The sequence below is a fragment of the Rahnella sp. ATs2 genome (genome assembly GCF_051851855.1).
Classification (GTDB): domain Bacteria; phylum Pseudomonadota; class Gammaproteobacteria; order Enterobacterales; family Enterobacteriaceae; genus Rahnella; species Rahnella variigena.
Genome location: NZ_JBLYPL010000030.1, coordinates 36,969 through 51,544, shown reverse-complemented (window position 1 = coordinate 51,544; position 14,576 = coordinate 36,969). Strand labels below are relative to the sequence as shown.

Annotated in this window: 11 protein-coding genes and 4 pseudogenes; 7 read left to right on the top strand and 8 right to left on the bottom strand. The window is 45.4% G+C overall.

Features of this window, described 5'->3' with window-relative positions; translation table 11 throughout:
- Positions 1-7: 7 nt before the first annotated feature.
- Positions 8-88, top strand: coding sequence for an IS3 family transposase (locus tag ACJY2G_RS23405; RefSeq protein WP_439292210.1), 81 nt, complete (start codon positions 8-10; stop codon positions 86-88).
- On the opposite strand, the gene ACJY2G_RS23400 is transcribed toward ACJY2G_RS23405, so the two are convergent.
- Positions 85-687, bottom strand: coding sequence for a DUF4142 domain-containing protein (locus ACJY2G_RS23400; RefSeq protein ID WP_439292263.1), 603 nt, complete (start codon positions 685-687; stop codon positions 85-87). The two genes, ACJY2G_RS23405 and ACJY2G_RS23400, sit on opposite strands and share 4 nt — an antisense overlap.
- Positions 688-1,109: 422 nt before the next feature.
- On the opposite strand from ACJY2G_RS23400, the gene ACJY2G_RS23395 reads away from it, so the two are divergent.
- The 3 genes and pseudogenes from ACJY2G_RS23395 (at position 1,110) to ACJY2G_RS23385 (ending at position 2,309) form a co-directional block, all read left to right on the top strand.
- Positions 1,110-1,505 (top strand): YgiW/YdeI family stress tolerance OB fold protein, encoded by a 396-nt coding sequence (locus tag ACJY2G_RS23395; protein WP_439292262.1) that lies wholly within the window; start codon positions 1,110-1,112, stop codon positions 1,503-1,505.
- A 221-nt stretch (positions 1,506-1,726) separates the two neighbouring features.
- Positions 1,727-2,007 (top strand): annotated as a pseudogene (locus tag ACJY2G_RS23390) (type II toxin-antitoxin system RelE/ParE family toxin).
- The gene (locus ACJY2G_RS23385; protein WP_439292261.1) at positions 2,007-2,309 is read left to right on the top strand and encodes a HigA family addiction module antitoxin; all 303 of its coding nucleotides are present in this window, start codon (positions 2,007-2,009) and stop codon (positions 2,307-2,309) included. Before ACJY2G_RS23390 ends, ACJY2G_RS23385 begins: the two are co-directional and overlap by 1 nt.
- Before the next feature lie 124 nt (positions 2,310-2,433).
- Here ACJY2G_RS23385 and ACJY2G_RS23380 read toward each other — a convergent pair.
- From ACJY2G_RS23380 to ACJY2G_RS23350, 7 genes and pseudogenes are all read right to left on the bottom strand, one after another.
- A pseudogene (locus ACJY2G_RS23380) lies at positions 2,434-3,550 on the bottom strand (IS3 family transposase).
- Between the two features lie 166 nt (positions 3,551-3,716).
- The gene (locus ACJY2G_RS23375) at positions 3,717-3,977 is read right to left on the bottom strand and encodes a Txe/YoeB family addiction module toxin (RefSeq protein ID WP_439292260.1); all 261 of its coding nucleotides are present in this window, start codon (positions 3,975-3,977) and stop codon (positions 3,717-3,719) included.
- Positions 3,974-4,219, bottom strand: coding sequence for a type II toxin-antitoxin system Phd/YefM family antitoxin (locus ACJY2G_RS23370; protein WP_439292259.1), 246 nt, complete (start codon positions 4,217-4,219; stop codon positions 3,974-3,976). Before ACJY2G_RS23370 ends, ACJY2G_RS23375 begins: the two co-directional genes overlap by 4 nt.
- Positions 4,220-4,430: 211 nt before the next feature.
- Positions 4,431-5,210: a tyrosine-type recombinase/integrase gene (locus tag ACJY2G_RS23365; protein WP_439292258.1), complete on the bottom strand. Its 780-nt coding sequence runs from the start codon at positions 5,208-5,210 to the stop codon at positions 4,431-4,433.
- 619 nt (positions 5,211-5,829) lie between these two features.
- Positions 5,830-5,994 carry a DDE-type integrase/transposase/recombinase gene (locus tag ACJY2G_RS23360; RefSeq protein ID WP_439292257.1) on the bottom strand — a complete coding sequence of 55 codons (165 nt, stop codon included), beginning with the start codon at positions 5,992-5,994 and terminating at the stop codon, positions 5,830-5,832.
- Between the two features lie 220 nt (positions 5,995-6,214).
- Positions 6,215-6,445, bottom strand: a pseudogene (locus ACJY2G_RS23355) (IS3 family transposase); the annotation flags it as partial.
- A 647-nt stretch (positions 6,446-7,092) separates the two neighbouring features.
- A pseudogene (locus ACJY2G_RS23350) lies at positions 7,093-8,191 on the bottom strand (IS3 family transposase).
- 1,152 nt (positions 8,192-9,343) lie between these two features.
- Here ACJY2G_RS23350 and ACJY2G_RS23345 point away from each other — a divergent pair.
- The 3 genes from ACJY2G_RS23345 to ACJY2G_RS23335 all read left to right on the top strand — a co-directional run bounded on the left by ACJY2G_RS23345 (position 9,344) and on the right by ACJY2G_RS23335 (position 14,459).
- The gene (locus ACJY2G_RS23345; protein WP_439292256.1) at positions 9,344-9,898 is read left to right on the top strand and encodes a tyrosine-type DNA invertase; all 555 of its coding nucleotides are present in this window, start codon (positions 9,344-9,346) and stop codon (positions 9,896-9,898) included.
- 1,077 nt (positions 9,899-10,975) lie between these two features.
- Positions 10,976-11,545, top strand: coding sequence for a helix-turn-helix domain-containing protein (locus tag ACJY2G_RS23340; protein ID WP_439292255.1), 570 nt, complete (start codon positions 10,976-10,978; stop codon positions 11,543-11,545).
- A gap of 403 nt (positions 11,546-11,948) precedes the next feature.
- A complete protein-coding gene (locus ACJY2G_RS23335) occupies positions 11,949-14,459 on the top strand; it encodes an autotransporter outer membrane beta-barrel domain-containing protein (RefSeq protein ID WP_439292254.1) in 2,511 nt (836 codons plus the stop codon).
- Positions 14,460-14,576: the final 117 nt, after the last annotated feature.

The following is a 14,576-nucleotide window of genomic DNA, read 5'->3' as shown; positions in this document are numbered from 1 at the left end:
CATTGAAGTGGATTACAATCAGAAACGTCGACATAGCACACTGGGTTATGTCAGCCCGATGGTATTCGAACGACAAGTCCTCTCTTAAGGGCGTGTCCACCAAATCTGGGCCAGATCACCTGCTGACATATCTGTTTGCATGGACATCTGCTGGGCCGATTTTAGATGCTTTTCAACGACAGGCGTATGGGCGTCAGCAAGAGCCTTCACATCCGGATCATTGATCTTCTTGGCGTCACTTTGCAGTATCGACAACACCATCTTGTGATCCTTTGTGCCGGCGTTTTCCATATACATCTTGTCAAATTCGCTTCCACTCTGCTTTTCCAGCTTGGCAGCCATGGCCATGTGCATGGCGTCCGGCTGAGTAGGCAGTGCTACACCCTTTTGCCTCGCGGTGATCTGTACTTTCATTAAGGCATGACCATGGTCTTCGGCCATCTGCTGAGCGAATGCTTGGACTTCGCTGCTTTGGGCCTTACTCTGCGCAATTTTGGCTGCGGCGACTTCATTGATATCTGCTTGCGCCATATCCTTTAACGCCTTTTCGTCACCGGAGCTGATCTTAACGCTCGATGCATTCTGGGCAGCGCCCGCCGGGGTTTGGGCGTGTACGCCGACAGTGCTGAACATAGCAGCCACTGCCGATACCGCTAGCAACTTTTTCAAGGTTTTACACTTTTGCATGTTGTTCTCCAACTGGTCATGGGTAAAGTTGGTGTGGGGTAATTACCGTGCATAGTTTCGTGGGTAAATTACGACTTCGAATGATAAGTATAGTAAACCATCGATATATTGCAGCTTTTCAGAACTACTGAAAATAGCAGCTAGGAAGGAAGTTGCCAATAAAATACATTTTCTTTGAATACTAGAAGGTAAATCCTATAATTCAAACTTCAGCTTCAGCTTTGTAGTGGGCAAGCATAAATGGACTCGGTTTCCAGAATAATCTTTCTGACTCATTCGGCATGAGACCCTCATTATATTGATGTTGTATGAGCTGGCAGTCAGCGTGCTCTGAGTTTCTCAACTAATATTGATTTAGTCCTGAGTTTGACACTTCTGAATATGTAGCTATAAATATATAATCACTTAAAAAGGAGACAAAAATGAAAAGATTAATTCTGGCGTCCATCTTAATGTTATCTAGCTTACCTGCATTTTCTGGCCCCGGAGGTGGATTTGAGGCTTCAGAAACACCTCCGCCATCTTACAAACAGGATAGTGGGATAAAAGGTTCTGAAGATGCAAAAGAGTCTACAGTGAAGATGGCGATTAATAATGACAGAAATTCGTGGGTAACACTTGAAGGGAATATCATTAAAAAGACCGCAGAAAATCATTATATTTTCCGCGACAAAACCGGCGTTATCGCTATCTCCCTGAAAGATGATAAGTGGAATGGGCAGAAGGTGACACCTAAAGACCTCGTGAGCATCAGTGGTCCCCTTATAAAGGAAAAAGGGAACACAGTCATTCAGGTAGAACAAATCCGAATTCAGTAATCCTTCTCCCTGTCACACTCATATTTAAACTTAATTGTGATATTTGAAATAGAGAACATCTCATTTTAGTTACTACAAACCAGATACAGATAATGATATTTATATTAATTAAATCAATCACTTAATCAAAAAAATGATGCGATTGAGCTTCGTGCTTTTCATTAAATTGTAAAAAGTAACAAAGCAAGGTGTTTCCTTTTAGGAAACAGTAAGTGATTAAAGTGATAAAAAGCTGGAAGCACAAAGGGTTGCAAAAGCTCTATGAAAAAGGGACGTAAGCGGGGTACAAGCTAAAGACGCTGAACGTATTAAGCTCCGCTTGCTCGTACTCGATGAAGCATCAACCACTGATGACTTTAGACTTTATCCAAATCTTAAACTACACCCTCTGAAGGGTGATAAACATAATCTGTATTCTATCACTGTTAGGGCTAATTGGCGGATCACCTTCGAATTTAGAGATGAGGATGCCTATATACTTAATTTAGAGGATTATCATTAATGGCTATGTTGAACCCACCGCACCCTGGCGGATTAATTACGGAATATCTTGAAGATTATAAAATCACGCTACGCTCTCTTGCCCGAGATCTTGGTATCTCGCCGTCAGCTTTGAGCAAGGTGGCCACCGGTAAAACGGCGATTAGTCCAGAGATGGCGGTACTCCTCGAAGCTGGGTTAGGCATAGCAGCACGCCTTTGGCTTACTATGCAGGCAACTTATGATCTCAGTAAAGCACGTGAAACAGTAGATATCTCGCATGTTGTTCCATCTCCACATGCTCAAATTACTCTAATACACTAAAAAGAGCCTCACCTTAGCGAAGTTCTTTTATTCGAAACAGATCTTGCATTGAGTTGATTTTTCGCCTTCTGACTACACGTAATTTCCGACTGGTTTGACCTGCCCCCAGGATTAGATACAACGCTCACTTAGTAATGTCGGATCCTTCACTATCAGGATTACCCTTTCTCCAGGCCGCCGCAAATTCAGACGGCGTCTGATAATTCAGCGTGGAGTGCGGGCGGCACTCGTTATAATCCTGACGCCATTCACTGATGGTTTTCCTGGCATGACGGACGTCACTGAACCAGTGCTCATTCAGGCATTCATTGCGAAAGTGTCCGTTAAAACTCTCAATAAATCCGTTCTGTGTCGGCTTGCCGGGCTGGATAAGCCGCAGCTCCACGCCATGCTCAAAGGCCCATTGATCGAGCGCGCGGCAGGTAAATTCCGGGCCCTGATCAGTTCTTATCGTCGCCGGATAGCCGCGAAACAGCACAATGCTGTCCAGAATACGGGTGACCTGCACGCCTGAAATCCCAAAGGCAACAGTGACCGTCAGGCATTCCTTCGTGTAGTCGTCCACGCAGGTAAGGCACTTGATCCTGCGACCGGTGGCCAATGCGTCCATGACGAAATCCATCGACCAGGTCAGATTGGGCGCCGCCGGACGGAGCAGCGGCAGACGTTCTGTTGCCAGCCCTATCCGACGCCTTCTGCGTTTTACACCCAGGCCACTGAGGTAATAAAGCCGGTACACGCGCTTATGATTAACATGAAGCCCTTCACAGCGCAGCAACTGCCAGATGCGACGGTAGCCAAAACGCCTGCGCTCCAGTGCCAGCTCAGTGATGCGCCCTGATAAATGCGCATCAGCAGCCGGACGCTGAGCCTCATAGCGGCAGGTCGACAGGGATAGACCTGTTAGCCTGCAGGCACGACGTTGCGACAGACCGGTCGCATCACATATCAACATCACGCGTCAGTACTTTCGCCCAAGAGCCACCTGAAGCGCCTCTTTATCCAGCATGGCTTCGGCAAGCAGCTTCTTGAGTCTGGCGTTCTCTTCCTCAAGCGACTTCAGGCGCTTAACCTCAGGCACCTCCATACCTCCATACCTCCATACCTCCATACTTCTTACGCCACGTGTAAAAAGTGGCATCGGAAATGGCGTCCTTGCGGCAGAGTTCACGGGCGGATACCCCGGCTCCAGCCTCGCGGAGAATACTGATGATCTGTTGGTCGGAAAAAAGCTTCTTCATGGGGATGTCCTCATGTGGCTTATGAAGACATTACTAACATCGGGGTGTACTAATCTACGGGGAGCAGGTCAAACACGTTATCAAAGAAATATGCGACTCTAACGATCTTACTTTTCAGATGCGTTTGCCCCTACAGGCACAAAAAAGCGCGCAGAATGCGGGCCTATCAGATGCCGGTGTAATGAAAACGACAGGCGATGATAACAATTTCGCCGTCTTTTACGTAATAGACAAGCCGGTGTTCACGGTCGATACGCCGTGACCACAATGGCCTTTTGTGCTTTAGAGGCTCGGGCTTACCTATCCCGACGAACGCGTCAGCATGCAGGGCTTTAATAAGTTGGCGCATGCGTTCAAACTTCTTCGGGTCGTTATCTTGCCAGTATCGATAGTCCTCAGCGGCGCGCGCCGTGAATACGGTTTTCATACATCAATTTCAACCGTTTCACCGCGATCTAAATGGTTCAATGATTCCTCTAAATGCGCAGCGTTTGCCGGGTTACTGAACAGGTAAAGCGTCTCAACCATGCTTCTGTATTCGTCTGCATCAATCATCACTACGTCACGGCTGCCACGACGGGTGATAACGAGGGTATCGGCGTCATCGCTGACCTGATTCAGTACGTTCGCGAAATTAGTACGGGCTTCTGTAAAAGTGATATGTCGCATTGAACAGCCTCCTTAAAGCAATTTGTGATATAATACCAATGTACTTATTTAAGTACAAGTATGTCATCTAGCATTGCCCTTGGCTTCTCATAAGGCTGAACACAATGCATCATGTACTCGTTATATTCACGGGCTAAGACACGTATTCATTACATACTAAAATGGTACAAATATAGTGCCGTAACAGCGTGCTAATGGAGTCATTTTTGTGTCAAAAAACCTTCTCTTGATACGTTTCTTTCAGCAACATCACTGCCTGTGATTCAGGCATGCTAAACGTGATCTGCTGACTGGCCGCAATGTCTAACGCAAACACCCGCGTATACACTTCCGTACTTTCCGCTTTCTCATGGCCGAGCAGTGCCTGCAGCACTTTCAGCGGCGTATGCTGATAGCAGTGGTGCATAGCGTAGCTGTGCCGAAACACGTGCGGCGTGACCGGTACCGAAAATGTGACGCCGTCACGCCTTGCCTCATCCACCGCCCGGGTTAACCAATTTCTAACCGTTCTGTCGGTCGCCGTCCAGATGGGAAGCGGACGTCGTTCACCGGTCTGCGCATCTGTCTCATTACGCTCGCGCGTACTGGCGAACAGCCGGCGCAGCTCGTCCACAAACCCCGGATCGGATAAAGGCACTACGCGGTTTGCCGAGTTTCCCTTGGCCGGACGGCCTGTGCCGGCGCGGCGCTGCTTGGCGGTGCGGATCACCACGTGCGGGTAATCGCCGTTAAGTCGGAAGTCCCGCCTTTTCAACGCGAGCACTTCATTGATCCGCCCGCCGGTGTTCCACAGCGTGGAAACCAGGGCGTGCTGTGACCAGTCGGGTAAGTAGTGGAGCAGGGCGCTGACCTCCGGCAATAAAAGGTATCTTGGCAGGTCGACATAGGCCATCGCCATTTGCCGAAGGGCCAGCGCGCGCCGGTGATCTTCCGGACGCACCATTAACATGGGGCGACGCTCCGGTCCCGGCAGCGTGGTCAACTCAGTCATCGGTCATCTTCCCCTTCAAACAGAACCGCAAATGTCATCACGTGTGGCCAAAAACGGCCGAGATCGCGCTACGTAAAAATTAGCCTACTCACCCCCTGATCGCTTTTCAGAATTCACTCAGCGCGATCTGCGCAAAGTTGTCCGCCGGCGGCGGCTAAGGTGACCATTTTCGCCCAGCGGCGAGGCGGATACCACGGCAAAAACTCGTGGACGCTTCCGGTCATCGTTTCCGACTTATGGAATTATGCCATAAAACGGAATCAAATAATTCGGCACTGCATTTAGTGGATTGATACAGATGTGAACACCATATAGCGGGGTTTAGGCCAAAATTCCGCCCGGCGGACGCGGTTGCCGGTAATTACAGAAAACGGAAAAGCCAAGCAATCAGATTCAGAGAAGGAGATGTTTAGCTGGTTCATCATATTAATCACAGCTAGCCGGCAGAAGATGTATGCCTGTTTTTAAGGCAGACAACAGGCAAAATTCCTTCACTGGCGGCAGTTCATTTCTGCAGGATGTTGACGTTTACGTATCATCTGGATAAGTTCAAATCCCGCCGAAACAAGCTGAATCCCCACATCAGCCGCTGTGTTGGCTCCACTTTTATCGATTGTGATCAGCTATAGTTCGCCGTGATGACCAATGGCCTTGCGAAAAAAAGTAATGTGGTTGCAGTGTTCCGTTTGTCCGTCATCAGGAAGGTGATGGTGTGGCCAGCAGTGTCCATTGTGTGGTATCGATATTTCCAGTGGAGTTTGATTTTATTGTAGGTTTTGTCCATGCACACTCCTGTGCGCCTGGGTAGGCGGAAAGCCTTATTTAGGAAAGGTATCAGCCTGATAACCCAGTGCGATACGCTAGCATGATCAACAATAATACCACGCTCAGCTATCATATCTTTGAGGTTGCGTAAACTCAATGGGCAAGCCAAATTGTATTGATGAGATGGACGACACCGCGTAAAGCGCCCTGAGTTATCCGATTAGTGAGAACTTTTAAATGAGTCTGACATCAAGAACGCGGTGGTTTTTTAATATAATATTAAATTTCAATATGTTGTGTTTTTTCTTTGGACACCGTATTTAGATTTGTTCCGGGGTTATTAGAGGGGCTTTTGACCTTTTTCCCAGCCGTTCATCACGCAGCTGTTTTACCTATTTCATCATCGTAGAGAGGTCTACCTCCATGGCCTACATTACCTGAGTGGTAGTGTAATTTTGATCGACAACCAAATTGGCTGATTCGCGTTTGAATTCAAGACCCTAATTCAGGTGTAAAATATACTGCGCGTAAGGAGCAGTCATTGCCATACCTGCTGATTGTTTTCCACGGGCTTATTCAGTTTCGCCGCGACTATTTGTCGTTGTTCATTTCCATGGCCAAGAAGCGTTTATTAACAGGGGCGTTGTCGCTTTGCAACTAGCGAACCTGCTTTTCAATTTTTTGTATTCGCCGTTGTCCGGAGTTGAAGCACTTGCTATTGGTATGTTTCCACCGATCTCTCCTCCATACTGCCTAAGTACAGCAACCTGGGCCACTGTTTACTTGTGCCGCAGAACAAAATTGACAAATTTCTGCTCGAAAACTCATGGGTAAACCTTTTTGCATTCTCACTTCGTTAGTGTCGCTCATTATATCTCTGACAAAGTGCTCGGTTTGAATTGACGATTACACGCTTACAGGGTATTGGTTTAAGCCCTTATTGTTAATGAAATATAGACCATCCTCAGTAGGGCTTGTGAGCCAAGGAATCATCATACCGGAAGAGCTATTGTCCAATGCCGCTACCATGGGGTTGTAAGCATACCTGTTTTAGTTCCACACACTTTTTGAGAGTTCCGTTTTTTTGATCCCTTCCCAATATTGATGCCAGGATAAATCAGAGATCCCGGTCTGTTTGCAGGCTTCGGACAAAATCTTCCGGAGTCTGGTTATTTAATGAGGAATGTGGCCGGTACTGGTTATATTCCTGCCGCCAGTGCTCGATCTTCTCCTGAGCATCTTCCAGTGACAGGAACCAGTGCACATTCAAACACTCATCGCGCAGGCTCCCGTTGAATGACTCGACCAAAGCATTATCTGTCGGTCTGCCGGGCCGTGAGAAGTCCATTGTCACCTTATTTTCGTATGCCCATCGGTCAAGCGCTTTAGAGATAAATTCGCTGCCATTATCCGTCTGCAACCGGTGTGGTATACTGTGCTGCATTTGTTTCAGGCGCTCCATAACAGCCACCACATCCTATCCGCGCAGCCCCTGACCAACTTCGATCGCCAGGCATTCACGACTAAAATTATCCACTACAGTTAGGGCACGTATCCGACGCCCGTTGAACAGATTATCAGCAACAAAATCCATGCTCCAGCACTGATCAAATGCGGTCACTTCCGGACGGGCGTGTCGGTGCCTGGCTGTAACATGCCTGAGTGGGCGTTTTGCTCGCAGATTCAGTCCTTCCTCACAGTAAATTCGGTGGGTTTTCTTGTGGTTGACTAACCAGCCTTCCCTGCGCAAAAGAATATGAATGCGCGGGCAACCATAGCGGATCCGTGTCTCCGCAATTTCTCTTATCCGGTGAGTCAGGGCCCTGTCATCACGACAACTGCGATAGAGGTATACCGTGCGACTCTGCATCATTAAACGGCAACCACGACGCAGCCCGATACGATAGGCGTCCAGCAGGTAAGTCACCGCTTCACGCTTCTGAATGGGCCTCAGAACTTTTTTCGAATGACATCCTGGAGCATTTCCTTATCCAGACTGAGGTCCGCCACCAGACGCTTAAGCCGTTGGTTTTCGTCCTCAAGCTGCCGCAAACGGCGCAGTTCTGTTACGCCCATACCGCCAAATTTTTTCTTCCAGTTATAAAAAGTGGCTTCAGAAATACCCATCTTTCTGCACCCTCCTCCACCCGCGTGCCTGTTTCGGCCTGTTTAAGGGCGAATGCTATCTGTTCTTCGGTATAACGGGTCTTTTTCATGGTTGATATGCCTCTCAGTGAGATGAAAGAAAGACCGGATACTTTAGTTTAGGCTGGCACTGTTTTCAGGGAGGAGATCAGGGGCATGCATAGCTTACCGGAGATAACATGTGTAACAAAATTGACAGCCTTTTGAACAATACAGGCGAGTTCACACTTATCAAACCAAAAACTTTACTTTTCTTGGCGTGCGTATTCAAAAATCATCATCGAACCTCCTAAAGGTCGACTTAAACATTCTGCTGGAGCGACTTTCTCCAGAAAAACGATTTTATTCTTTACCACCCTAAAAACTGCTGTGCAGCTTTTGATGAGCTGATTACGCTACTGCAACAGTACCCTTCAAATTGAAAATGTAGTTTCAACAAACATTTCTTGATTAAAAGAATCAAAACGCTATATTTATGATTTGTTTGACACTAACTATTCACCTACTTTGAGCAGGGTTAGCAAGAGGGCTGATGAGAGTCTGATATAAAGAACCAGATGTAAATAAATGGTATACTTCGGAGGGCTTATTCAGTCTGCAACTTTTTGCATGGATTCAGAAGTTGAAATGTGAATACTACAATCAAGTCAGTATTATATTATAATGCTTTATTATTGCATTGAAATAATTAGGTCTATTGTGATTTATACTTGAATAAACTCCTGCTACTCTGATGAATCCATTATGACTATAGTGACTACGAGAGCGCGGAGTCATAGATTAAGTATTTCTTCCTTGTTTATCTGATTTTAGGAATAGTTATCTAGCTGGGGTTTCTGCTAATAATTGAACGTATTTACGAGATGATTTGATTTTTTATTGAATTTTCTGTGTTTCTTAGAAACTCACCAACAAAATGCGATTCATTTTTTTACAAAATAAAAAGTTATTGGCAACCAATGGTTTGTTTTATCCATATTTTTCATAAAATATTATTTATAGGTGTTATCTTATATATATTGCCGTATCGTATAAGCATATTCACATATTTTCCGGAAAGGGTTATCTCTGAGCGGTCCATCATTTTATTCTGTAAAGCAGTCGGGTATCATGTCTATTATTTTTCACAGAGGTCCGTCCCAGTTTTAGCTGGGGATTTTAAGTAAGGTAGCTGTCATCGACTGGTGGCAATAAAGAAATTAAAGATTTAGAGGCGAATTTAAATGAAGAAAAGAAAACATTTAACAAAAAGTGAAATTCAAAAGTTGTTAAGTATCAGCAACATAGGTATGCACGGAATGAGGAATCATTGTATGATTTATCTTGCTTTTACACATGGTTTAAGGGTGAGTGAGCTTTGTTCTTTACGGGTTTCTGATATTGATCTAGAAGAAAAAACAATTTGTATATATAGATTGAAAAACGGTTTATCTACAATACATCCATTAAGAGATGAAGAAGTGGATATATTAAAGGAGTGGCTAGAGTTAAGGGGGGGGGTTAGGGGTGCCAATAGCGAATGGGTCTTCCTATCGGCTAAAGGGTCTAAAATATCAAGGAAGAGAGTATATAGCATCATCTCCGCTCTGGGGGTGATAGCAAAAATAACAGTGAAAGTTCACCCCCATATGTTGAGGCATTCTTGTGGATTTGCCTTAGCGGATCAGGGGGTGGATACAAGACTGATTCAAGACTACCTAGGGCATCGTAATATTCAACATACCGTAACATATACGGCAAGCAACTCGAATCGATTTCTTAAGCTTTGGAAAGTATAATTTTTTTTGCATGTCACTATAAAAATAGACAGCAGTTATTTGAACTTAATGGAACAGTTTAAATATAGATTCCAATCTAATCTGCCATCTTGCCCGTTAGCAAGGTATTCTATCCAACCAGCAGTTCAAGTGGAGAAATTACTCTTGGGATGGCGGTCTCACCGCCGTTACATCAGGGTAGGAAGTGGTTCTTGCTTTAAATGGCTGCTTCGTTGATTCATTACGATCAAAACCAACCACACAGTGCTTGAGAATACTCTCCGGATGAATATATACAGCGGTGGGGCATAAGTTAACTTATAACTACAAAAGCAGCCTAAAGGGGGGAAGTTTCACGAAAGGAGACAGTTTGATACAAAATGTCTCGTCATGAGTCAATACGATTTAGAACATTAAGCACGGACAAAAAACATCCAGCTAAAACCCTTTTAAAACCTTTATCTGAAAAAAGTATAGCAGGTAAATCTCAAAAATTAAAATAAACGAATTAAAAACAAATCACAAAGCCCCCCCTAAAAACTTAACAAAAAAAATCACCTCATATAAATTCCTTAAATATCAATCTAATGGAGCCAAGATGCAAAAGGAGACATTTTGTATCAAACTGTCTCGTGCGGTAGCTATGCTAAAGGCAGCTAACATTTATCGCAGTGTAAGACCGACCTCAAGAAAGGGGGTGAGTAAGGAGATTGCATGAGTGTGTTTTCTTTTTACCTGAAAGCGAAAAAACTCACTACCATTGCCAACGTCAAGCTGTTTTGCATCGCTTGCGTTGTTCTGTTCAGTATGAGTGTTTTTGTCCTTACGGGCTGCATGGTTTTGTATTTTATTTTATTTGTGGGAGTAAGTTCATCTAGATTTCGTTTGCTTATTTCTGTTATGGAAGAATTCAGCCAATCCTCATGACTTGATATCTTGCTCTAGGGAGGGTTGTACTTATTTGGTTAGATTTTCTGTTGTTGGATCTGATTCATGTTTTAGTGACATTTATTAATCGATGTTGTTTTCAAAGAGTCAAATTCAATTTATTTCTTCAGATCTCCTGAGGAGATACGGAGTGTCATGAGGACGCGGCAATTGAATGTTTCGGTTATAGGGGACTCACCTTTTTGTGTTCTTGGGTTGGAAATGATGCTTGGTAACATAGGAGTGAATGTACTTACGGTATATAGCAGTCTGACGTCATTGCGGGAATACGAGCCAAGGGGGGGGGCGATTATCATCGATATGTATTTCACCGACATAATGCATGTCTATCGCGAGGCACATAAAATAAATGCTACTCGTGGGGGACGGTTCGTAATCTTCACAGATACTGTTCGGAGCGGTTGGAATGGTATGACTTTTATTCGCCGCGGTGAACAATTGGACACGATAAGAAAATATTTACTTCAAGGAATTATCGGCGGCAGGAATGAAATTTCTATCCCATATGAGCGACCGGTGATGGAGATAGACAGTAATATTACCCGCTCAGAAGCTTTTGTTTTGAAAGAGTGGCTTCGCGGGCAGACAGTGACTGACATTGCACGTCTTAGTAATCGCAGCGTAAAAACCATTAGCTCACACAAACGGAGCGCCATGAAAAAACTCAAGGTAAGTAATAATTGTGAATTGTATGGGAAATTATTAAAAGGACAGGGATAACGGAGTAAAACCTCTTATGCAGTAAAATTTACTATCAGGTTTTTTCACCTAGATAACCCATGCCTTAGGGAGGGGAATTGCATGCTCGAGAATGGTTTAAATATGCAAAAAATTCTTAAGAGGGTACGGGTGACTAATTATTTTATTAATCTGCCAATTTTAGCGTGCATAAAAGTTAATTTCGTAAAGCATTTATGAATTTAATATAGAAGCGAAATGATAACTTTTCAGATACATCAGTGCTGATTTCATTTTTAGCTTGAATAATTCCGAATCGAGTTGTTTTTTTATTCAAGCTAAAAGTGCAAGTTGCTACGAAGCATGCAAGTCGGTTAAGTAGCTAAATACATGTGTTATGGAATTATCTTATCAAGTTAATAAAGTATATAAGGGGAATAGAGGGATGAATGTAAATACAAATAAAAAGCCGTTGGCGATTGCACTGTCAATGGCGCTATTAACGGTTTCTCAGGCGGGATTTGCTGATACGCTCGGCCATACTCTGACCCAGCCGGGCCTTATTACAAGTTCAAATCCTGTGACTGATGGGAAGGTTATTGATGGTCAAAGGGTTGTCGGTGAGGGGAGCGGTTATTTCGTTTATCACGGAAGGGTTCAAAACTCCTCGTTCACTCAGGGGTCACAATTGTTGCTCTCCGGTCTTTATGACAGTTCTACCACCCCTCATATCGTTGCCGACAATGCGAATTCAGAAAATAACAACTTTCAGGATAATTCTCATGCAATTATTAAATACGGGCATTCAGCGGGCGATAGCTTTACTGATACCGCCGCACAATTTCTGGGGCATCCTGACTCTGACGAGAATATAGAAAAAAGTACAGCAGTACGCGGCTCCTTTAACAAAGGGGCCTACCAGGTACTTGAAAGTGATAGCTCTGCATCTGAGAGCCATTTTAATGACCATTCAGCACAGTGGCTTACGGATAATGCATCGTCTATCAGTAACGAATTTTCGGGTGAAAGTAGCCAAATATTGGTGCCTACCACAAAGACGGGAAGTGGAATAAATCCGTCGTCTATTTCTGACCATTTCAAAGATGCATCAAAACAATATGCCACGAATGCTGGTCAAATTGATAATGCCAGCTTTACCGACCAGGCGGGACAGGAGCTGATAGGCAACGCAACCTCACGTGAAAGTAACTTCAGTGCTCATTCCACACAGTCCGTGGGAAGCGGTGCTAAGTCAATCAAAGATAAATTCACCGACAATGCAATACAAACTATTCACAACGGTGGTGTGGCCACCGGGACAAATTTCTCAAGCAGTTCCGCATTAATACTTGAAGATGGCGGTGAGTCAGGAAACGCCACCTTTAATGACAATGCGAGTGGCATGGTCGCGAACAATGCCCGCATGTCTGGTACCACCACGTTGAACAATGGTTCTGTTCTGACCGCTGTTGCCGGCGACCGGCTACCGGACGAAAATATACACGTAGATCCAACGACCAACCAAATCGAAAATATTGTCATCAATAATGGTGCACGTCTTAATATTATGGCTGCTAGCAATGGCAGCAGTGTGAACAAAGATGTGACTACGGGCTCGATTGTCATGAATGGCGGTACCATTCAGTTTGGACATGAAAGCGGCACTGACCACTACAGCACTTTGTTTGCAGACTCGGTGACGGGTACAGGTGGCAACCTGATTATGAATGGCAACCTTGCAAATCATCATACCGATGTTTTGAGTACGGGAACCATGTCGGGGTGGTACTCTCTCACGCTGAATAATCAGGATTCCGGCAGCGAAATCGCAAATGATGATGATTTGCATAAGCTGATTCAAATTGATGACGATAAAGGCACTGTATTTACCCTGAACACCCCTGATAAGGAAACAGGTAAACCCACTCCAAACAATCCAGATAATCATGGTACTGACCAAGGTACGCACAAGGTCACGGTCGTCACCAAAAAAGATCCAAACACCGGTAAAACCATTGTTGGCCTGATTACAGATACCAGTAAAACCTCCAACTCCACCGATGCCGTGATGGGCCTGGCTTCTGCTACCCAGTATATATTTGATGGCGAGATGCAGGCCCTGCGTACCCGTCGTGGCGACATTCAGCGTTTTGACCAGAGTGAAGGCGGTGTCTGGGGCCGTTATCTGCATAACTCCAGTGACATTAAAGCGGGTGCCGGTGCAGACTATCGCCTGGGCCAGAACGGCATGGAGTTGGGTGGGGACAAGGTGTTTGATGTAGCAGACGGCAAACTCTCCGTTGGCGCCATGACCTCGTACTCCAAGAGTTCGGTGAAGCAGCGTGGCGACAGCAGTCAGGTCAGCAGCTATGGCGTGGGGCTCTATTCCTCCTACCTGAGCTCATTAGGTTATTACATTGATGGCGTGGTCAAGTTCAATCACTTCAACAATGACCTGCATACCCGCACCGACCGCGGTCAGGCGGTCAAGGGGAGTTACGACCAGAACGGCTATGGTGCTGCGCTTGAGGCAGGTTATCAGTACACTCTGGATAATGGCATCAACATTGACCCGTATGTGCGTGCTAACTACTTTGCCGCTCAAGGCAAGGACATAGAGTTGAGCAACGGCATGAAGGCAGCCATTGGCAGCCAGAAGTCCGCGAAAGGTGAGCTAGGTCTATCCGTGGGCAAGGCCTTTGAAGTGCGCAGCGTGACGCTGAGCCCGTACATCACCGCCGCCGTGGAGCATGAGTTCCTGAAAGACAACAAGGTGACATTCAATGACCGTTATACTTACAAGAACGACCAGTCAGGCACGTTGGGCAAGTTCGGGGCCGGGGTGACTGCCCAGGTGACAAAAAACGCTCAGGTTTATGTGGAAGCGGATTATCGCAAGGGTAAAAAGGTTGAAAGCCCGATTATTGGCAATGCCGGCTTCCGTATTAATTTCTAAGTGCAATAAGCGGCCGGCATGCCCTGGTGCTCCGGCCGAATCCACAACCTTGTCAAAGAGCTGCTTGTCATCTTAAGTACGCTTGCTGTGTGGTTTGTTCCCTTTGCCCAACTTTAC

Excerpts from the sequence above, each read along its gene's own strand:
- ACJY2G_RS23400 (WP_439292263.1), bottom strand. The coding sequence starts at position 687 with ATGCAAAAGTGTAAAACCTTGAAAAAGTTGCTAGCGGTATCGGCAGTG.
- ACJY2G_RS23395 (WP_439292262.1), top strand. The coding sequence starts at position 1,110 with ATGAAAAGATTAATTCTGGCGTCCATCTTAATGTTATCTAGCTTACCT.
- ACJY2G_RS23385 (WP_439292261.1), top strand. The coding sequence starts at position 2,007 with ATGGCTATGTTGAACCCACCGCACCCTGGCGGATTAATTACGGAATAT.
- ACJY2G_RS23375 (WP_439292260.1), bottom strand. The coding sequence starts at position 3,977 with ATGAAAACCGTATTCACGGCGCGCGCCGCTGAGGACTATCGATACTGG.
- ACJY2G_RS23370 (WP_439292259.1), bottom strand. The coding sequence starts at position 4,219 with ATGCGACATATCACTTTTACAGAAGCCCGTACTAATTTCGCGAACGTA.
- ACJY2G_RS23365 (WP_439292258.1), bottom strand. The coding sequence starts at position 5,210 with ATGACTGAGTTGACCACGCTGCCGGGACCGGAGCGTCGCCCCATGTTA.
- ACJY2G_RS23360 (WP_439292257.1), bottom strand. The coding sequence starts at position 5,994 with ATGGACAAAACCTACAATAAAATCAAACTCCACTGGAAATATCGATAC.
- ACJY2G_RS23345 (WP_439292256.1), top strand. The coding sequence starts at position 9,344 with ATGAAGAAAAGAAAACATTTAACAAAAAGTGAAATTCAAAAGTTGTTA.
- ACJY2G_RS23335 (WP_439292254.1), top strand. The coding sequence starts at position 11,949 with ATGAATGTAAATACAAATAAAAAGCCGTTGGCGATTGCACTGTCAATG.